Source organism: Neokomagataea tanensis (assembly GCF_006542335.1).
Lineage (GTDB): Bacteria > Pseudomonadota > Alphaproteobacteria > Acetobacterales > Acetobacteraceae > Gluconobacter > Gluconobacter tanensis.
Genome location: NZ_CP032485.1, coordinates 363,343 through 383,785, shown reverse-complemented (window position 1 = coordinate 383,785; position 20,443 = coordinate 363,343). Strand labels below are relative to the sequence as shown.

General features: G+C 53.6%; 13 protein-coding genes. All 13 read left to right on the top strand.

What is annotated here, in order from left to right; all coding sequences use genetic code 11:
* Positions 1-103: 103 nt before the first annotated feature.
* The 13 genes from D5366_RS01840 to rpsJ all read left to right on the top strand — a co-directional run bounded on the left by D5366_RS01840 (position 104) and on the right by rpsJ (position 20,434).
* Positions 104-3,271: an efflux RND transporter permease subunit gene (locus D5366_RS01840; RefSeq protein ID WP_141492050.1), complete on the top strand. Its 3,168-nt coding sequence runs from the start codon at positions 104-106 to the stop codon at positions 3,269-3,271.
* A 26-nt stretch (positions 3,272-3,297) separates the two neighbouring features.
* Positions 3,298-4,533, top strand: a complete 1,236-nt coding sequence (locus D5366_RS01835) for an efflux RND transporter periplasmic adaptor subunit (RefSeq protein WP_240775368.1) — start codon at positions 3,298-3,300, stop codon at positions 4,531-4,533.
* Positions 4,533-6,125, top strand: a complete 1,593-nt coding sequence (locus D5366_RS01830; RefSeq protein WP_141492048.1) for an efflux transporter outer membrane subunit — start codon at positions 4,533-4,535, stop codon at positions 6,123-6,125. The genes D5366_RS01835 and D5366_RS01830 overlap by 1 nt, the downstream gene beginning before the upstream one ends.
* 106 nt (positions 6,126-6,231) lie before the next feature.
* Entirely contained in the window at positions 6,232-6,666 is a 435-nt protein-coding gene (rplK, locus tag D5366_RS01825; RefSeq protein ID WP_141492047.1) for a 50S ribosomal protein L11, read from the top strand.
* Between the two features lie 4 nt (positions 6,667-6,670).
* Positions 6,671-7,363 carry a 50S ribosomal protein L1 gene (gene rplA / locus D5366_RS01820; RefSeq protein WP_141492046.1) on the top strand — a complete coding sequence of 231 codons (693 nt, stop codon included), beginning with the start codon at positions 6,671-6,673 and terminating at the stop codon, positions 7,361-7,363.
* 316 nt (positions 7,364-7,679) lie between these two features.
* Complete coding sequence (gene rplJ / locus D5366_RS01815; protein ID WP_141492045.1) at positions 7,680-8,204, top strand: 50S ribosomal protein L10; 525 nt, start codon at positions 7,680-7,682, stop codon at positions 8,202-8,204.
* Positions 8,205-8,271: 67 nt separating this feature from the next.
* A complete protein-coding gene (gene rplL, locus D5366_RS01810; RefSeq protein ID WP_141492044.1) occupies positions 8,272-8,643 on the top strand; it encodes a 50S ribosomal protein L7/L12 in 372 nt (123 codons plus the stop codon).
* Positions 8,644-8,886: 243 nt separating this feature from the next.
* Positions 8,887-13,059 (top strand): DNA-directed RNA polymerase subunit beta, encoded by a 4,173-nt coding sequence (gene rpoB, locus D5366_RS01805; protein WP_141492043.1) that lies wholly within the window; start codon positions 8,887-8,889, stop codon positions 13,057-13,059.
* An 80-nt stretch (positions 13,060-13,139) separates the two neighbouring features.
* Positions 13,140-17,456, top strand: coding sequence for a DNA-directed RNA polymerase subunit beta' (gene rpoC, locus D5366_RS01800; RefSeq protein ID WP_141492042.1), 4,317 nt, complete (start codon positions 13,140-13,142; stop codon positions 17,454-17,456).
* Positions 17,457-17,845: 389 nt separating this feature from the next.
* On the top strand, positions 17,846-18,217 hold the full coding sequence (gene rpsL / locus D5366_RS01795) for a 30S ribosomal protein S12 (RefSeq protein WP_010502158.1): 372 nt from the start codon (positions 17,846-17,848) through the stop codon (positions 18,215-18,217).
* Positions 18,218-18,229: 12 nt separating this feature from the next.
* On the top strand, positions 18,230-18,706 hold the full coding sequence (gene rpsG / locus D5366_RS01790) for a 30S ribosomal protein S7 (RefSeq protein WP_141492041.1): 477 nt from the start codon (positions 18,230-18,232) through the stop codon (positions 18,704-18,706).
* Positions 18,707-18,819: 113 nt separating this feature from the next.
* Positions 18,820-20,010: an elongation factor Tu gene (tuf, locus tag D5366_RS01785; protein WP_141492040.1), complete on the top strand. Its 1,191-nt coding sequence runs from the start codon at positions 18,820-18,822 to the stop codon at positions 20,008-20,010.
* Between the two features lie 115 nt (positions 20,011-20,125).
* Complete coding sequence (gene rpsJ, locus D5366_RS01780) at positions 20,126-20,434, top strand: 30S ribosomal protein S10 (protein WP_007282720.1); 309 nt, start codon at positions 20,126-20,128, stop codon at positions 20,432-20,434.
* Positions 20,435-20,443: the final 9 nt, after the last annotated feature.

Sequence of the window (20,443 nt, the reverse complement as noted above, 5' to 3'; positions counted from 1 at the left end):
TGAAGGAGAGCCCGTTGAGACGGATCATGAAAGATAAGATATTTATCATAGCTCGAAGAGGTGGGCAGCGCCCCCTATCGAGCGTGCGGGAGATTAATGCTGCATGAACGCGATTGTCGTTACCGCGCTGAAGCGGCCTTATACTTTTGTCGTCTTATCGATCATGATTTTGATCTTTGGCGTGAAAGCAATCATTGCTACGCCGACGGACGTTTTTCCCTCCATCAAGATTCCGATCGTTGCTGTTGTCTGGTCTTATACCGGTCTTATGCCGGAAGATATGTCCGGGCGTATGGTCTATTATTACGAACGTGCCCTGACGGCGACTGTTAGTAACGTAGAGCATATTGAAAGCTCCTCATATTACGGTCGTGGTATTGTACGCGTATTCTTCCAGCCCGGAACAGATACAGCTGTAGCACAGACGCAGATTACGTCTGTGTCTCAGACAGTCATCAAGCAGATGCCAACGGGTGCTACGCCTCCGCTTATTCTGGCGTTGGATGCGTCCTCGGTGCCTGTTTTGACCCTGCAGGTTAATAATTCGAGCATGTCTGGCTCGGAAATTTACAACATGGCCTCGAACCTCATCCGGCCAGAGTTGGTTTCCGTTCCGGGGGCAGCTATTCCAAACCCTTATGGCGGTTTAGCGCCCGATATCATGGTCGATATCGACCCGGTTAAGCTCCTTGCGCATCGTCTATCTCCGGAAGACGTCGCGAACGCGCTGAACCGACAAAATATCGTTCTTCCAGCAGGTGACCAAAAAGTTGGTGGCTTCGACTGGATGGTTAAAACGAACTCAGCGCCAATCGATCTCTCCAGTTTTAACCGGATGCCAATCAAGCAGGTTGGTAATTCCGTTATCTATTTGAGAGACGTGGCTTGGGTCCATCGCGGGGGGCCACCGCAGATCAACGCTGTCTTGGTCAAGGGTCATCAAGCGGTTCTGATCGTCATTCTGAAAAGTGGCGATGCATCGACATTGTCTGTCGTAAGCGGTGTTAAAAAGCTGCTCCCACAGGTGATCTCTACGCTCCCTGCGGGCACGACCATGAACATCCTCACAGATGCTTCGGGCTTCGTTAAAGATTCTGTTTTTGACGTTCTGCGGGAAATGGTCACTGCCGCTATTTTGACCAGCTTGACGGTTTTGCTGTTCTTGGGGTCATGGCGCTCAACTGTCATCGTCGCGACTTCTATCCCGCTTGCGATGCTATGTTCTATCATTGGTCTGAGCATAGCGGGGCAGTCCATTAACGTGATGACTTTGGGCGGTCTAGCGCTGGCTGTTGGTATCTTGGTCGACGATGCCACGGTTATGATCGAGAATATCGACGCCCATTTGGAAACAGGCAAGGAACTGGAAGACGCGATCATTGACGCGGCAAACCAGATCGTTATCCCGACCTTCGTTTCAACGACGTGCATTTGTATTGTGTGGCTTCCGCTCTTTGAACTGACAGGGATCTCGGGCTGGTTGTTTATGCCGATGGCAGAAGCAATTATCTTCGCTATGATCGCGTCGTTCATTTTGTCGCGGACCCTAGTGCCAACCATGGCAAACTGGCTTCTACCCGCGCAGGTGGCAGCACACCGTGATCCAGCACATGCCCACCGCAGGCCTGGTATTTTTGGGCGTTTCCAGCGCGGTTTCGAACGCCGCTTCATGGCTTTCCGGAATGCGTACCAAGATGTTCTTGCCGGCTTAATTCGTATTCGTGGACGGTTTGTCAGCCTGTTCTTACTGGCTGCAATTGCATCGCTCGGATTACTGTTCTTTGTGGGTCAAGATTTCTTCCCTGAGATCAAGTCCGGAACCATCCAGATGCACATGCGTGCGCCAGTCGGTACGCGTATTGAGGAAACTGGTAAAATTGCGGGCTTGGTCGAGCAGAAAATGCATCGCTTGTTGCCAGGGGAAATTGTTAACGTTGTTAACAATTGTGGCCTGCCTTTCAGTCAGTTGAATCAGGCCATGGTTCCATCACCGACAACAGGGGCGCAGGATTGCGACATTACGGTCCAGCTCCGGAACGGTGAAAGCCCAATTTCGGAGTACCGGCAGACACTGCGCCGTGGGCTGAGCGATGCGTTCCCCGGGACGATCTTTACGTTCCAGCCAGGTGATCTGACCGCGAAGATTCTTAACTTTGGATTGCCATCCCCTATCGATGTGCAGATCGTAGGTCGTGATCTCCAGAAAAATTTTACCTTCGCTACGGAAGTCGCACAGAAGCTACGGCATATCCCCGGTATTACGGATGTATCGGTGCAAGAGCCGATGACGCAGCCAACTCTGCTTGTAAACAACCGCCGTAGTTATGCATTGGGTACGGGCATCACCCAGCGTGACGTTGCTTTGAACGCCCTCGTCACGTTGTCGGGCAGTGCGCAGGTGGGGCAAACGTACTACCTTAACTCGCAAGGTACATCACAGCTGATCGACGTTCAGACGCCTGCTAATTACCTGCAGACGCTGAACGATCTAGAAATTGTTCCCATTGATAAGGGTGACAACAACCCACTCAACCAAAATCCTCAGCTGCTTGGGGCGCTGACGGATATTGTTCAGTCCGGTACTCCGGCTGAAGTGTCGCACTACAACATCATGCCCGTGGTCGACATTTATGCCGCACCTGAAGGTGTGGATTTGGGTACATTGTCGCGCGATGTTAACCGGGTGGTTGATGAAGCACGGCATCACTTGCCGCACGGCGCCACGATGGCAGTGCGCGGGCAGGCGGTAACCATGAACGATGCCTATGTGCAGCTTCTCACCGGGTTGGCCCTTTCGATCGCTCTCGTTTACCTCATCATAGTGGTTAACTTTCAGTCATGGCTAGACCCGTTTGTTATCATTACCGCTCTGCCGGGTGCGTTGGGTGGTATTGCTTGGGCGCTGTTCCTAACCCATACGGCTTTGTCCGTGCCGGCATTGACCGGGGCCATTATGTGCATGGGTACGGCCACGGCGAACGCGATCTTGGTTGTCGCCTTTGCGCGTGAGCAGCTGGATAAGCACGGCGACCCGCTCAAGGCAGCTCTCGAGGCCGGTTATGAGCGTATTCGCCCAGTCATGATGACCGCTCTTGCCATGATGATCGGTATGATACCGATGTCCATCAGCAATTCAGACAATGCGCCGCTGGGTAAGGCGGTTATCGGTGGATTGCTTGTGGCGACGGTTGCAACATTACTCTTCGTTCCATGTGTTTTTGCTTTGCTACATTATAAACGGCCAACCGAGCCGGAAGGAGACCGCGCGTGAACCAGTCTACGCAACAAGGCTCGGGTGTGTTTGGGCCACGAGGAAAATTCATCCTCATTATTGTGGTGCTGATCGCTATTCTGCTCGCAGTATGGGGTATCGTTGAACGCTTGGCAGACCACGCGCGCGTTGCGCGGGTTACAGAGGAGGTTTCGGCCCCGCCTGTATCGCTCATTTCGCCGGAGCCTGGGCCAAAAACGCGTGAGGTTGATCTTCCTGCCAACTTAGCAGCTTGGTACGAGGCGCCGATCTACGCTCAGGTCTCTGGCTACGTGAAAATGTGGTACAAAGATTATGGTGCCCACGTAAAACAGGGTGACCTTCTGGCCGAGATTAATACGCCAAGTATTGATGCTCAGTACGCAGCTGCAAAAGCGCATTATAACGTTGTTCTTGCGCGCTATAAGCTGGCCGTCATCACCACGAACCGTTGGACAGCTCTGAAAAATACACAGGCTGTTTCTAGGCAGGAAGTGGACGTTCAGGCGGCTAATGCAGCGGCGCAAAAGGCTGAGTTGGAAGCCGCAGAACATGACGTTGACCGCTTCCAAGCTTTGGAAGATTTTAAGCGGATTGTAGCGCCGTTTGATGGCATCGTAACCTCGCGTTTGGTGAACGTGGGTGATTATGTGAATGCCGGGGGCGGGAACGTCAATTCAAGGGGCGCAGCCTCAGAGTTGTTCTCCGTGGCGGATACACACCGTATGCGTGTTTTCGTTTCAGTGCCGCAGGATTTCGCGAGCGTCATTTCACCTAAAATCACGGCGCAGTTGACGGTGCCACAATATCCGGGACGTAAATTTTTAGCCACGTTCCTTGCGTCGGCTAATGCGTTCAACGCGGCGACCCGTACTGTAACAACAGAACTAAGTATTGGTAACGACGAAAACCTACTATGGCCTAACTCCTACGCTACAGCTCATATTACAGCTCCGGGCGACCCTAACATTCTTATTCTGCCGGAGAGCGCGTTGTTGTTCCGTGCGCAAGGCATGCAGGTTGCCAAGGTTGTAGGCAATCATGTGCACCTTCAAAATATTAAAGTCGGCACCAATTTTGGGACAACGGTGCAGGTTCTGAGCGGCGTTTCGGCACAAGACCAAATTGTAGCAAACCCTACGGCAGATATGCTGGAGGGGGATACCGTACGCGTCGTGCAATCCACACCGGGGTATAACGCACCAACAAAAGCGCAAATTGAGGAAGATCATCGTGCGGAGCGCGAGCATGACGCAAATCCAGCGGAAGCGAGTAGCCGATAATGCACAAAATACATTATGAGCGCTTCAGGCGCCGTAAGTTCGGCATTAGAGGGCTGGCGTTAGTAGTCTCAATGTCGCTTGGGCTTAGTGCATGTGATTTAGCGCCGGAGTACCATCCGCAGACGTTCCTTTACCCAAATGGTTGGCAGGGGAAGGGGATCATGGTGGATGCTCACCCAGCGGATGACGTACTGCCGGGGGATTGGTGGTCTGTCCTGCGAGATCCGATTTTAGATGATCTTGAAGCGCGGCTACTAAAGGTTAACCCTGACCTTCAGGCAGCGGCGGAATCTTTTACGCAGGCTCGTGACATGGCACGAGAAGCCGAGAGCAGATTGTACCCTCAACTCGCTGGCGCCGGTCACATGAGTGACAATAAGGGTTCGCTCGGGCGCTTGTTCAATAATCGTGAAGGCTCCTCGTTAGAGTATGAGTCTAACGAGGCGTACAGCGGAGCGGCTACTTGGGAGCCAGATTTTTGGAGTAAAATCCGAAACTCGACCCGTATGGAAAAGAATCTTGCACAGGCAAGTGCGGCTGATTACGCGCAGGCCAAGCTGAGTTTAGAAGCAGAACTGGCAAGTGATTACATCACACTGCGTGGGCTTGATGCGCAGAATGAAGTTTATAATGATTCAATTCGCTACTTCCAAACAGCCGTAGAAATTACGCGTCTGCGGCAGGAAGGGGCAATTGGTGCAGGCCTCGACGTTTCACGTTCTGAAAACCAATTATACTCTGCAATGGCGGCGCAATCACGCTTAGTCGCAGAACGGCAAGTGATTGAGAACGCGATGGCAGTGCTGCTGAATACGGCGCCTGCTGCGTTTCATATACAGCCGGTACATGACGTGAAGCTGCATTTTGGAGTGGTGCCCATCAATGCGGGGGTGCCGTCTACGCTTTTGCAGCGGCGGCCTGATATCGCGGCGGCAGAGCGGCGCATGGCGGCAGCTTCACGGGCGATCGGTGTTTCGCGCGCAGCGTTTTATCCTGATATATCCATAAGCGCGAGCGGCGGTTTTGAGAATGCAGGCTTTGATCTGGGGGGTATTTCTAACGCCTTCTGGAGAATCGCAGTGGAGGCGGTTGAGCCAGTTTTCACAGGTGGTTTGCGCCGCGCTGCACTTCAGCGTTCATGGTCCCAGTACAGGCAGTCGGTTGATGAATACCGGTCAACTGTTTTGTCGGCCTTTGGCGATGTTGAAAATGGGCTGACGCAAACAGTTCAATACCGCACCTCGCAGGAGCAGCAAAGCAAGGCGGTAGATGCGGCTTTGCGAACCCAGCACATGACCATGTCTCTCTACACCGGGGGGTTATCAAATTACTTAGATGCCCTCGTAGCGCAGCAGGATGCTTTACAGGCGCGTTTGTCGCTTGTGCGTGTGCAGACGGCACAGGTCCAAGCCAGCGTGCGTTTGATGCGGGCTTTAGGGGGCGGCTGGAATGCAGATTCGTTGCCTAAGACAGATCAAATTAACCCATTTGGTGTGTTGCAGTACAATAATCTGCGGACACCTAAAGCTGTGGGCGGTGTAGATAACAATGAAAGTACCCAACAGAATGATCTTAGGGGCTTGACCCACTAGAGGTTTTTAGTCTAGGGGACCCCCTCAATTCGAACGCGGGAGGAGTTGCTTACAGCGACTCCGTTCAACCGCGGTTCGGGAACGCAATATTAGGGGAGTCCCGGATATGGCCAAAAAAGTTGTTGGCTACATCAAGCTGCAGATCCCGGCGGGTAAAGCTAATCCGTCACCACCGGTAGGTCCGGCACTGGGTCAGCGCGGTCTGAACATCATGCAGTTCTGCAAAGAGTTCAACGCGAAGACACAAGGCCTTGAGCCAGGTATGCCAATTCCGGTGGTTATCACCGCATTTGCAGACCGTACGTTCAGCTTCATCACGAAGACGCCACCAAACACCTACTTCCTTTTGAAAGCTGCAAAAATTTCAAAGGGCAGCCAGACGGTTGGTAAGGTTGCTTCCGTTGGTTCCGTAACGACGGCTCAGCTGCGTGAAATCGCTGAGACGAAGTTCAAGGACATGAACGCAAACGATATCGACGGCGCAGTTCGCATGCTTGCGGGTTCTGCTAAGTCAATCGGTCTCGATGTGGTAGAGGGCTGATATCATGGCGAAGAACAAACGTCTGACGGCTGCTCAAGCTACGGTTGAGCGCAACAAGCCATACACACTCTCCGAAGCAGTTGCTCTGGTTAAGAGCAATGCAAAGGCGAAGTTCGACGAAACGATCGAAGTTTCCTTGAACCTCGGTATTGACCCACGTCACGCTGACCAAATGGTTCGTGGCCTGATTTCTCTGCCACACGGCACAGGCAAGACGCTTCGCGTTGGTGTCTTTGCGCGTGGCGCCAAGGCTGAAGAAGCTCTGGCTGCAGGCGCAGAAGTTGTTGGTGCGGAAGACTTGGCTGAAAAGATCCAAGCTGGCGAAATCGCTTTCGACCGCTGCATTGCAACGCCTGACATGATGGCTCTGGTTGGTCGCCTCGGTAAGATCCTTGGTCCACGTGGCCTGATGCCAAACCCACGCTTGGGTACGGTTACAATGGATGTTAAGGGTGCGATCACGGCAGCTAAGTCTGGTCAGGTTGAATACCGCGCAGAAAAGGCTGGTATCATCCACGCTGGCGTAGGTAAGGCATCTTTCGACGAAGCTAAGCTCGTTGAAAACATCAATGCACTGGTTGACGCAGTTCAAAAGGCTCGTCCATCAGGCGCGAAGGGCACATATTTGAAGAAGGCAGGTCTGTCTTCTACAATGGGTCCAGGCGTCCGCGTTGACGTTTCAAGCTTCCAGGCGTAATTAGCGCCTGTGTTTGTCGGGAGGGGTAACTCTCCCGACTCAGAATGACACCATATGCAAATATGGTGGCGTAGGGGGCAGGCTTCGGCTTTGCTTCCCAACCTGTCCAAGATCGCGCGTAACGTCATTGGATGTTTTAAGGGCTGAAAAGCCGCGAGCGTCAGACAGGGCGTCAGTGTCTTATTGTAGTTTTATCTGCAATGCACTCGTGACGCTCTTTGCTGTGGACAGGCGAGCGGAGTAGTTTTGCTTCAGGGCGGGGCTGCTTCATGGGTAACCGGGTCTGATTTCGATCAGACTGACGAGGAGACTGGTTTTGGACCGCACGGATAAACGGGCCTTTGTCTCGTTCCTCGCCGAGGTGTTCGCAAGCACGTCAATGGTAGTCGTCACCCAAAATAAGGGTTTGACGGTTGCTGATGTGACGGAGCTGCGTCGCCAGATTCGGGCTGCAGGAGCGACATACAAGGTTGCGAAGAACCGGCTGGCCAGCCGCGCTCTGGATGGGACCCAATTCGATGGTATCGTACCCCTGCTGAAGGGCCCAACCGCGCTTGCGTGGTCGGAAGATCCAGTAGCAGTGGCTAAGGTTATCGTCGAGTTCGCCAAGAAGAACGAAAAGTTGGTTGTGCTCGGTGGTTCACTTGGCTCCCAGACGCTTGACGTCGATGGGGTCAAGGCTCTCGCCGAACTGCCGTCGCTTGATGAGCTGCGTGCAAAGCTTGTGGGTATGATTCAGACCCCAGCTACGCGTATCGCAGGTATCACTCAGGCTCCGGCAGGCCAGCTTGCTCGCGTTCTTGGCGCCTATGCCGAGACCGGCGACACGGAAGCCGCCTAAGAGTTGGATCTACGCTGCGGCGTAAATCCTTTAATACGACACTAGTGCATTACACAGGAAGATGACCATGGCCGATCTGGCAAAGATTGTTGAAGAGCTGTCAGCTCTGACCGTTCTCGAAGCTGCTGAACTTTCAAAGCTTCTCGAAGAGAAGTGGGGCGTTTCTGCAGCTGCTCCGGTTGCAGCAGCTGCTGCTCCAGCTGCTGCTGCAGCTGCTGTCGAAGAAAAGACAGAGTTTGATGTTGTTCTTGCTGCTGCTGGCGACAAGAAGATCAACGTCATTAAGGAAATCCGTGGCATCACAGGTCTGGGCCTGAAGGAAGCTAAGGATCTGGTCGAAGGCGCACCAAAGACCATTAAGGAAGGCGTGTCTAAGGACGAAGCCGAGAAGATCAAGAAGGCTCTTGAAGAAGCCGGCGCAAAGGTTGAAGTTAAGTAATTAACTTGACCGGATTGCTTCTTCATCTGAAGGAGCGATTTCTGCGAAAGCAGACGGACGGGGCGGGAATCGCATGCGGTTCCCGCCCGATTTGCCGTTGGCGAAATATTCGCGTATAGTGCGCGACTCGCCACGTTATGAATAACCAGAATGGTCCGGTCGTTCCGGTCGCCCGTCAGGGAAGGGGGTTTTCCTGACTTCCATCCGGGCGCCCCGAAGGTCTGGTGCAGAGGGCAATTATAGATGAACGCGATCGCCAAATCGTTCACGGGACGCAAGAGGATCCGCAAAAGTTTCGGGCGTATCCCCGAAATCGCGCCGATGCCCAATCTGATCGATGTGCAGCGCGCTTCGTATGAAGCGTTCTTGCAGATGAACGTGAGTCCTGATGCGCGGCAAGAGGCCGGGCTTCAAGAAGTGTTCCGTTCGGTCTTCCCGATCAACGATTTTGCGGGCCGTGGCCGTCTGGATTTCGTTTCCTACGAATTCGAAGAGCCGAAATACGACGTTGAAGAATGTATCCAGCGTGGCCTGACTTATGCTGCCCCGCTGAAGGTTATCCTCCGTCTCACGACGTGGGATATCGATGAAGATACAGGGTCTCGCTCTATTCACGATTTGAAAGAGCAGCCAGTTTACATGGGCGATATGCCGCTCATGACCGATAACGGTACCTTTATCATCAATGGTACAGAACGCGTTATCGTTTCCCAGATGCATCGTAGCCCTGGCGTGTTCTTTGATCACGATAAGGGTAAGACGCATTCTTCCGGCAAATATCTTTTTGCCGCGCGCGTAATTCCTTACCGCGGTTCTTGGCTCGATTTTGAATTCGATGCCAAAGATCTGATTTATGTGCGTATCGATCGTAAGCGTAAGCTCCCCGTTACGACGCTTCTCTATGCTCTCGCTGGCGAGAATTATATCGCTCAGCGTAATGCGAAAGAAGCCGAGGGTGGCGATGTTGATTCGCTCGATGTTTCGGGCATGGATCAAGATGAAATTCTTGCGTATTTCTACGGCATGGTCCCGTTCACTCGTCAGGGTGATTCATGGGCGCGCCCGTTCGAGCCTGACGCTTTCCGTGGCCTTAAGCTGTTAAGCCCGCTGGTTGATGCCGATACAGGCGAAGTCGTCGCAGAAGCTGACGCCAAGCTAACGGGCCGCATGGTCCGCAAAATCGCCGAAAAGACCCGTGTTGTTCAAGTTGGCCGTCTGGACGTTCTCGGACGTTTCTTGGCGTATGACTTGGTTAACGAAAACACCGGTGAAATTTACGGTGAAGCTGGCGACGAACTGACAGAAGACCGTCTGGCCGCTCTGGAAGAGTTGGGCATCACGGAACTTCCTACGCTGGCTGTTGACAACTCACACGGTCCTTGGATCCGCAACACACTCGCTGTTGATAAGAACACAAGCCGTGACGAAGCGCTGATTGATATCTATCGCGTTATGCGCCCCGGTGAGCCACCAACCAAGGAAACGGCGGAAGCCATGTTCCATGGTCTCTTCTTTGCATCTGACCGCTACGATCTTTCGTCCGTCGGTCGTGTAAAGATGAATATGCGCTTGGATGTCGAAACGCCTGACACACTGCGTGTTCTGCGCAAAGAAGACATTCTACGTACGATCAAGATCATGTGCGATCTTAAGGATGGCCGGGGTCAAATCGACGACATTGACAACCTAGGTAACCGTCGTGTTCGCTCTGTTGGCGAATTGATGGAAAACCAGTACCGCGTCGGTCTGCTCCGCATGGAGCGCGCTATCCGTGAGCGTATGGGGTCGGTCGATATTGACACGGTCATGCCTCATGACTTGATCAACGCAAAGCCAGCCGCTGCTGCTGTACGTGAGTTCTTTGGCTCTTCACAGCTCAGCCAGTTCATGGACCAGACCAACCCGCTATCTGAAGTGACGCATAAGCGTCGTCTTTCAGCGCTTGGCCCAGGCGGTCTGACGCGTGAGCGTGCAGGCTTCGAAGTTCGTGACGTTCACCCGACGCATTACGGTCGTATCTGCCCGATTGAAACGCCTGAAGGGCCAAATATCGGTCTGATCAACTCGCTTTCCACTTATGCGAAGGTCAACAAATACGGCTTCATCGAAACACCATATCGCCTTGTTAAGGATGGTGTGCTGCAAGATGGCTGGAAGTATCTTTCTGCTATGCAGGAAGAAAAGCTGGTCGTTGCTCAGGCTGACGCCAAGCAGGACGCTGATGGTCAACTGACAGATGAACTGGTTTCAGTTCGTAAGTCTGGCGACTTCCGTGTCGTTCCTCCAGAGCAGGTTACGGCGTGTGACGTTTCACCAAAGCAGTTGGTGTCTGTTGCTGCGGCGTTGATCCCGTTCCTTGAGAACGATGACGCGAACCGCGCACTGATGGGCGCGAACATGCAACGTCAGGCTGTGCCGCTAGTCCGCGCTGATGCGCCGCTGGTTGGCACCGGTATGGAATCCGCTGTTGCCCGTGACTCTGGTGCTACCATTGTCGCAAAGCGCAAGGGTGTTATCGACCAGATCGACGGTGCGCGCATCGTTGTCCGCGTAACAGACGACGCGGGTTCTACGCAGGGCGTTGATATCTATCGTCTGCGCAAGTATATGCGTTCGAACCAGTCTACCTGCATTAACCAGCGCCCGTTGGTGAAGGTGGGCGATACGGTTCATGCTGGGGACATCATTGCTGACGGCCCATCAACAGAACTTGGTGATTTGGCTCTGGGCCGTAACGTGCTCGTCGCGTTCATGCCTTGGAACGGCTACAACTTCGAGGACTCCATCCTCATTTCAGAGCGCATTGCGCGCGATGACGTCTTTACCTCGATCCATATCGAGGAATTTGAAGTCATGGCCCGTGACACGAAGCTTGGACAGGAGGAAATCACCCGTGATATTCCGAATGTCGGCGAGGAAGCACTGCGGAATCTCGACGAGGCAGGTATTGTCTATGTCGGTGCGGAAGTTAACCCAGGCGATATTCTTGTCGGTAAGGTAACGCCAAAGGGCGAAAGCCCGATGACGCCTGAAGAAAAGCTTTTGCGCGCAATCTTCGGTGAAAAAGCCTCTGATGTCCGTGACACTTCTCTGAAGCTGCCGCCTGGCACGAGTGGTACTATTGTTGATGTTCGTGTCTTCTCACGCCGTGGCGTTGATAAAGATGAGCGCGCAATGGCCATCGAACGCTCAGAAATTGAGCGTTTGACGAAAGACCGAGACGACGAGCGCGGCATTCAGGAGCGTAGCTTCTATAACCGACTGCGTGAGCGTCTGGTTGGTCAGGTAGCTGGTTCTGGCTTCAAGGGTATCCGTACCGGCACGCCGATTACGGACGAGTTGCTGGATGAGCATCCTAAAGCGACTTGGCGTAACGTCGTAGTCTCATCGGACGAAGTAACGGCTGAGCTGGAAACACTCCGCGCAGAGTTCGATGAAGCTGTACGCCGCATCAATGCTCGCTTTGACAACAAGGTTGAGAAGTTGCAGCGCGGCGATGAGCTGCCTCCTGGCGTAATGAAGATGGTTAAGGTCTTCGTTGCGGTGAAGCGTAAGCTTCAACCAGGCGATAAGATGGCTGGTCGTCACGGTAACAAGGGTGTCGTATCCCGCGTTGTTCCAGTTGAAGACATGCCATTCTTGGAGAACGGCCAAGCGGTTGATATCGTTCTGAACCCGCTCGGTGTGCCTTCACGTATGAACATCGGCCAGATCCTTGAAACACACTTGGGTTGGGCCTGTGCGAATATCGGTGCAAGCATCGGCGAGATGGTTGATGAGTATCAGCGTACAGGTGAACGTAAGCAGGAACTGCTGGATCGTCTTCGCGAAGTCTATGGCGATGCTATCTTCGAGCAGGACGTTGCGACACTTCCGAACGAGCAATTGATTGAACTGGCGAACAACCTTCGCAAGGGCCTTCCGATTGCCACACCTGTGTTTGACGGTGCATCAATCCCTGATATTGAAGACATGCTTGAAAAAGCAGGTGTTGATACATCAGGTCAGTCGCAGTTGATTGACGGACGTACCGGCGAACAATTCGAACGTAAGACCACGGTCGGCTACATCTACATGTTGAAGCTGCACCATCTTGTGGACGATAAAATCCACGCACGTTCGATTGGTCCTTACTCTCTTGTCACGCAGCAGCCTCTGGGTGGTAAAGCCCAGTTCGGTGGACAGCGTTTCGGTGAGATGGAGGTCTGGGCACTGGAAGCTTACGGTGCGGCTTATACCTTGCAGGAAATGCTAACGGTTAAGTCGGACGACGTTTCTGGTCGTACCAAGGTTTACGAGGCCATCGTGCGTGAGCAGGATGATTTCGAAGCTGGTATTCCAGAAAGCTTCAACGTTCTGATCAAGGAACTGAAGTCGCTCGGTCTGAATGTCGAGCTGGAGCAGGGAGAGTCCTAATCCGTGCTCTCTAGCTTTACTTCGCGATACAATGTTGACCTGTCCGCGGGAAACCGCGGCGCAGTTTGGGGTTTCGGCGCATGAACGAACTCATGAAGATTCTTGGTCAGACCGGGCAGTCTTTGACCTTTGATCATATTAAGATCCAGCTCGCATCTAGCGAGCAGATCCGCTCTTGGTCGTATGGTGAGATCAAGAAGCCAGAGACGATTAACTACCGTACGTTCAAGCCTGAGCGTGACGGTTTGTTCTGTGCGCGCATTTTTGGTCCGATCAAGGACTATGAATGCTTGTGCGGTAAGTACAAGCGGATGAAGTTCCGCGGTATCGTCTGCGAAAAATGCGGTGTAGAAGTCACGCTAGCTAAGGTGCGCCGTGAGCGCATGGGCCATATTGAGCTTGCGTCTCCTGTTGCGCACATCTGGTTCTTGAAGTCTCTGCCAAGCCGCATCGCTACGATGCTGGATCTGCCATTGAAAGATGTTGAGCCAGTCCTGTATTTCGAGCGCTTCCTCGTGCTTGATAAAGGCGTCTGTGACTCAGACCAGATCGAATCCTATAAGCACGGCAAAAAGCGTGACCAGTACCTGCTGGACGAGATTCGCTGTGAGGACCTGCTCGACGAATATCCAGACGCGGGTATTGAAGTGGGCATCGGTGCGGAAGCCATCAAGAAGGCACTCTCCAGCTATGACTGGGGTATCCCAAATGATGAAGAACGCGCACTGAGCTTAGCAGCTCAAGAGCAGGGCCGCCCGGACCCGTTTGACTATGACGCGGAAGTCATGGAAGGCGATTCCGAAAAAACGATGATGCGTAAGAAGCTGCGGAAAGCAACTTCTGAGGCTGCTCGTAAGAAGCTGGTCAAGCGTCTAAAGCTCGTTGAGTCCTTCGTTGAGAGCGGTTCGCGCCCTGATTGGATGATCATGGACATCGTTCCGGTCATCCCGCCGGAACTGCGTCCGCTGGTGCCATTGGATGGTGGCCGTTTCGCGACGTCCGACCTGAACGATCTGTACCGCCGCGTCATCAACCGTAACAACCGTTTGAAGCGTCTGATTGAGCTTCGTGCGCCGGACATCATTGTTCGTAACGAAAAGCGCATGTTGCAGGAAGCTGTTGACGCACTGTTCGATAACGGTCGTCGTGGCCGTGCGATCACAGGTGCAAATAAGCGTCCTCTGAAGTCCCTTTCAGATATGCTGAAGGGTAAGCAGGGTCGCTTCCGTCAAAACCTTCTTGGTAAGCGCGTCGACTATTCAGGTCGTTCGGTCATCGTGGTTGGACCAGAGCTGAAGCTGCACCAATGTGGTCTTCCGAAGAAGATGGCTTTGGAGCTGTTCAAGCCTTTCATCTATTCGAAGCTTGAAAAATATGGTCATGCTACGACCATTAAAGCTGCGAAGCGGATGGTGGAAAAAGAGCGCCCGGAAGTTTGGGATATCCTTGAAGAGGTTATCCGTGAGCACCCGGTTATGCTCAACCGTGCGCCAACACTTCACCGTTTGGGCATTCAGGCGTTCGAACCAACACTGATCGAAGGTAAAGCAATTCAGCTTCACCCGTTGGTCTGTACAGCGTTCAACGCTGACTTTGACGGTGACCAGATGGCCGTGCACGTGCCATTGTCGCTCGAAGCTCAGCTCGAAGCGCGCGTGTTGATGATGTCCACGAACAACATCCTTAGCCCAGCAAACGGCAAGCCGATTATCGTGCCGTCTCAGGATATTGTTCTGGGTCTGTATTATCTGAGCCTCGAAGTCCCTGAATACCGTGAAACACCGGACGAAGCGGTCATCGAAGGCGACAAGATCGTTAAGGCAGGTCCTCCGGCTTATTCGGACGTCTCGGAAATCGAGAGTGCGATGCTGGCTGGCTCTTTGAAGCTGCACGACAAGATTCGTCTGCGCCTCAACACGATCGATGCTGATGGTAATAAGATCCGCGAAACGATCCTGACGACGCCAGGCCGTGCATTAATTGCACAGATCCTGCCGCGCCATCCTCTCGTGCCTTTCGATCTGATCAACAAGCAGTTGACGAAAAAGAACGTGTCTGACGTGATCGACACTGTTTACCGTCACTGTGGTCAGAAGGAAGCAGTGATTTTCTGCGACCGTTTGATGGCTCTTGGTTTCCGTCATGCTGCGCGCGCTGGTATCTCCTTCGGTAAGGATGACATGATCATCCCAGCTGAGAAGGCGACGCTTGTTGCTCACACGGCTGATGAAGTGAAAGAGTTCGAGCAGCAGTATCAGGATGGTCTGATCACGGCTGGCGAGCGTTACAACAAGGTGGTCGATGCTTGGTCGCGTTGCACAGACGAAGTGCAGGCAGCGATGTTGAAAGAAATTTCCAAGCAGGTCATTGGTAAGCCTACGAACTCTGTGTGGATGATGAGCCATTCTGGAGCCCGTGGGTCGCCGGCTCAGATGAAACAGCTTGCTGGTATGCGTGGTCTGATGGTGAAGCCATCGGGTGAAATTATCGAGCAGCCGATCATTGCCAACTTTAAAGAAGGCCTTTCGGTTCTCGATTACTTTACCTCAAGCCATGGTGCCCGTAAGGGGCTTGCTGATACGGCTTTGAAGACAGCTAACTCTGGTTATCTGACACGCCGTCTTGTTGACGTTGCTCAGGACTGCATCATCGTAGAGAATGATTGCGGCACCGAGCGCGGCCTGACAGTTCGTGCGGTGATGGACAGCGGTGAAGTCGTTGCGTCTCTCTCAGAGCGTATCCTCGGCCGTACAATCTCCAAGGATGTCCTGCACCCGGTCACACAAGAAGTAGTTGCTCCCCGCAATGCTCTTGTCGACGAAGCCATGGCTGAATCCATTGAGAAGGCCGGTGTAGAAAGCATCGAAATTCGCTCTGTTCTGACATGCGACAGCCGCGTTGGCATCTGTGGCCACTGCTACGGCCGTGACTTGGCCCGCGGTACGCCGGTTAACATTGGTGAGGCTGTCGGTGTTATTGCGGCGCAGTCCATCGGTGAGCCTGGCACACAGCTGACCATGCGTACCTTCCATATTGGTGGTGCGGCGACGCGTGGCGCTGAGCAGTCAATGGTTGAAGCATCGCGCGACGGTGTAATCACAATCAAGAACCGTAACGTCGTTGAGAATTCACAAAAAGTTCCGGTCGTCATGTCCAGAAACTGTGAACTTCTCTTGAAAGACGAGAACGGTGTTGAGCGTGCCCGTTACCGTGTGCCTTACGGTGCGCGTTTGATGGTTGGGGAAGGTGATACGGTTGCTCGTGGCCAGAAGATGGCTGAGTGGGATCCGTACACACTTCCAATCATCACCGAACGTGCCGGTACAGTTGAGTATCTAGACCTGATCGATTCCATTACGCTCGTTGAGCGGATGGACGAAGTCACCGGTCTTAGCTCAAAGGTCGTTGTTGACTACAAGCAGGCAGCCAAGGGTGTGGATCTGCGTCCGCGCTTGCAGCTGAAGGATGAAGCCGGGAATGTCGTCAAGCTGGTTAACGGCAATGACGCTCGCTACTTCCTATCGCCAGATTCGATTCTGTCGGTTGAAAGCGGTGCAGTCGTTCATGCCGGTGACGTGCTGGCCCGTATTCCACGTGAAGGTTCGAAAACGCGTGACATTACCGGTGGTCTGCCGCGCGTTGCTGAGCTCTTCGAAGCCCGGAAGCCAAAAGACCATGCGATCATTGCCGAAGGTGATGGACGCATCGAATTTGGCAAGGACTATAAGTCTAAGCGCTGCATCATCGTCAAAAACGATGAAACAGATGAAGAGACACAGTACCTGATTCCGAAGGGCAAGCACGTTTCTGTTCAGGAAGGTGACTTTGTCCAGAAGGGTGACCCTCTGGTCGATGGACCTCGTGTTCCACACGACATTCTGAAGGTCATGGGTATCGAGGCTCTGTCTGATTACTTGGTAAATGAAATTCAGGACGTTTACCGACTGCAGGGCGTGAAGATCAACGATAAGCACATTGAGGTGATTGTTCGCCAGATGCTGCAGAAGGTTGAAATTCTTGAGCCAGGTGATTCCACCTACCTTATCGGTGAGACGGTTGATCGTATTGAATACGAGATTGAAAACCAGCGTCTGACCGAGCAAGGGGATACACCAGCACGCGCCATGCCGGTCCTGCAGGGTATTACGAAGGCGTCTCTGCAGACGCAGTCCTTTATCTCTGCAGCATCCTTCCAGGAGACGACACGCGTCCTTACAGACGCTGCGACCTCTGGTAAGGTGGATACATTGAACGGCTTGAAAGAAAACGTCATCGTTGGCCGTCTGATACCTGCAGGTACGGGTAGCGTTATGAACCGTCTCCGTGGTATTGCAGCGAGCGAAGACCGCCGCCGAGTCGCTAAACCGACGGCAGCTGTTGAAGATGCGGCAGAGTAATCTGCTGGATCGACTTTCCATTTCGAAAGAAATGGATGGCGTAGAGTTAGGTCCGGTTTCTACTTTAATAAGTTAGAATCGGGCCAATCTTCGCCGAAAGACTTGACTTTGCGCGGAAGCCTTCGTAGGTTCCGCGCCCTCGGCTACCCCCGCCTCTCGAGGCGAATTAAGCCGTCGAAGATAAAAGAATCGCATGCGGTGCCGCTAATCTTCGAAAGAAGAATGATGCTAAGGCCGCAGGCACTTTTTAAGCCGTGAAAGTCGCTTAAGCGATTTTTATGGCTTGATGAGCAGTAGGCAGGCGGGTAGCCCGCGTGTCGGTGAGAAATAGGTGATGACAGGGGGCATCTGCTCTCTGTCTGGAGCAAGACAAGGATTGGGAAGGGCGCATGCCGACCATCAACCAGTTGATCGCGAACGGCCGTGAGCCGGCCGCAAAGCGGAACAAGGTTCCTGCCCTGCAGGGCTGTCCCCAGAAGCGTGGCGTTTGCACGCGCGTCTACACGGTTACTCCGAAAAAGCCGAACTCCGCTCTGCGTAAGGTCGCCAAGGTGCGTCTGACCAACGGGTATGAGGTCGTGAGCTATATCCCGGGTGAAGGGCACAACCTGCAGGAGCATAGCGTTGTTCTTATCCGTGGTGGTCGTGTAAAGGACCTTCCCGGTGTGCGTTACCACATCCTGCGCGGCGTGCTTGACACGCAGGGTATCGCTAAGCGTCGTCAGCGTCGTTCGCTGTACGGCGCGAAGCGTCCGAAGTAAGAGGTATTTGGCATGAGTCGCCGTCACCGCGCTGTAAAGCGCGAAATCCTTCCTGATCCAAAATTCGGTGACGTTGTCATCACGCGTTTCATGAATGCGCTGATGTATGACGGCAAGAAGTCCACGGCAGAGGGCATCGTTTACGGTGCGCTTGAAGTTCTGCGCGGCCGTGGTGGATCTTCTGCTGATCCGGTTGCAATGTTCCACTCTGCGCTTGACAATGTGAAGCCAGCTGTTGAAGTCCGCTCACGTCGCGTTGGTGGTGCAACCTATCAGGTTCCTGTCGAAGTTCGTACAGAACGTCGTCAGGCGCTGGCGATCCGCTGGCTGATCGACGCCTCGCGCAAGCGCGGCGAAAACACGATGTGTGATCGTTTGTCCAACGAACTGATGGACGCGATCAACAACCGTGGCGCTGCTGTTAAGAAGCGCGAAGATACCCACCGTATGGCTGAAGCAAATAAAGCTTTCAGCCACTATCGTTGGTAAACAGAACCCGCTAAAGGGCTTCCGGCAGTGTCTCTTTTTTTTGAGGCGCTCACTGGGAAGAACTTTTCAGTCTTACCCCTGCCTCATGGGAGGCGGGGTTTTGGAGAGAGACGATGGCAAAGGCTAAATTCGAGCGGAATAAGCCGCATCTGAACATCGGCACCATTGGTCACGTTGACCATGGTAAGACGTCACTGACGGCCGCGATCACCAAGACGCTGGCAAAGTCCGGCGGTGCTGAATTCCGCGCGTACGATATGATCGACGCGGCTCCGGAAGAGCGCGCTCGTGGTATCACCATTTCAACAGCTCACGTTGAGTACGAGACGGCTAACCGTCACTACGCTCACGTCGACTGTCCAGGTCACGCCGACTACGTGAAGAACATGATCACGGGTGCGGCGCAGATGGACGGCGCTATCCTGGTTGTTTCCGCAGCTGACGGCCCAATGCCACAGACACGTGAGCACATCCTGCTCGCACGTCAGGTTGGCGTTCCTGCTCTGGTTGTGTTCTTGAACAAGGTTGACCAGGTAGATGACGAAGAGCTTCTTGAGCTCGTCGAAATGGAAGTTCGCGAACTTCTGTCTTCTTACCAGTTCCCTGGCGATGATATCCCCATCATCAAGGGTTCCGCACTGGTAACGCTGGAAGATGGCGACGTTGCTATCGGTGAACAGCGCGTTCAAGAGCTGATGGATGCAGTTGATGCGTACATCCCGCAGCCAGAGCGTCCGATCGACCGTCCATTCCTGATGCCAATCGAAGACGTGTTCTCGATCTCAGGTCGTGGTACAGTTGTAACGGGTCGTGTTGAGCGTGGCGTTATCAACGTTGGTGACGAAGTTGAAATCGTTGGTCTTAAGGACACAACGAAGACGACCGTAACGGGCGTTGAAATGTTCCGTAAGCTGCTTGATCGCGGTGAAGCTGGTGACAACATCGGCGCACTGGTTCGTGGCACGAAGCGTGAAGACGTTGAGCGTGGACAAGTTCTGGCAAAGCCAGGCTCCATCACGCCTCACAAGAACTTCAAAGCTGAAGCTTACATCTTGACAAAGGAAGAAGGTGGCCGTCATACACCGTTCTTCACGAATTACCGTCCGCAGTTCTACTTCCGTACGACTGACGTGACGGGCGTTGTTCAGCTTCCGGAAGGCACCGAAATGGTCATGCCGGGCGACAACGTTGCTATGGACGTGGAGCTGATTGCTCCTATCGCCATGGACGAAGGCCTGCGCTTCGCAATTCGCGAAGGTGGCCGTACCGTGGGTGCAGGCGTGGTATCTTCCATTAGCGCCTAATCTCCTGCGTCTCGCCGTTGGCGGAAGGGCCCCGGTCGGTTATCCGGCCGGGGTTCCTTTCAGCAACAGCGGTAGCAGGACGACACCCGAATTTTTGAGTTGGACGAATAAGACTATGGACAACCAGAACATCCGCATTCGCCTCAAGGCGTACGATCATCGCGTGCTGGACAACAGCACTAAAGAGATCGTAAACACGGCGAAGCGTACGGGTGCGCGGGTTCGGGGTCCGATCCCGCTGCCGACGCATATCGAACGGTTCACGGTGAACCGTTCTCCACACGTGGATAAGAAAAGCCGCGAACAGTTCGAAATTCGGACTCACCGCCGGCTGCTCGACATTGTTGAGCCAACCCCGCAGACCGTGGACGCCCTCATGAAGCTCGACCTCGCCGCTGGCGTTGATGTCGAGATCAAACTCTAAGGTCCAGAC

Coding starts and splice junctions, on each gene's coding strand:
- D5366_RS01840 (WP_141492050.1), top strand. CDS start 104: ATGAACGCGATTGTCGTTACCGCGCTGAAGCGGCCTTATACTTTTGTC.
- D5366_RS01830 (WP_141492048.1), top strand. CDS start 4,533: ATGCACAAAATACATTATGAGCGCTTCAGGCGCCGTAAGTTCGGCATT.
- rplK (WP_141492047.1), top strand. CDS start 6,232: ATGGCCAAAAAAGTTGTTGGCTACATCAAGCTGCAGATCCCGGCGGGT.
- rplA (WP_141492046.1), top strand. CDS start 6,671: ATGGCGAAGAACAAACGTCTGACGGCTGCTCAAGCTACGGTTGAGCGC.
- rplL (WP_141492044.1), top strand. CDS start 8,272: ATGGCCGATCTGGCAAAGATTGTTGAAGAGCTGTCAGCTCTGACCGTT.
- rpoB (WP_141492043.1), top strand. CDS start 8,887: ATGAACGCGATCGCCAAATCGTTCACGGGACGCAAGAGGATCCGCAAA.
- rpoC (WP_141492042.1), top strand. CDS start 13,140: ATGAACGAACTCATGAAGATTCTTGGTCAGACCGGGCAGTCTTTGACC.
- rpsL (WP_010502158.1), top strand. CDS start 17,846: ATGCCGACCATCAACCAGTTGATCGCGAACGGCCGTGAGCCGGCCGCA.
- rpsG (WP_141492041.1), top strand. CDS start 18,230: ATGAGTCGCCGTCACCGCGCTGTAAAGCGCGAAATCCTTCCTGATCCA.
- tuf (WP_141492040.1), top strand. CDS start 18,820: ATGGCAAAGGCTAAATTCGAGCGGAATAAGCCGCATCTGAACATCGGC.
- rpsJ (WP_007282720.1), top strand. CDS start 20,126: ATGGACAACCAGAACATCCGCATTCGCCTCAAGGCGTACGATCATCGC.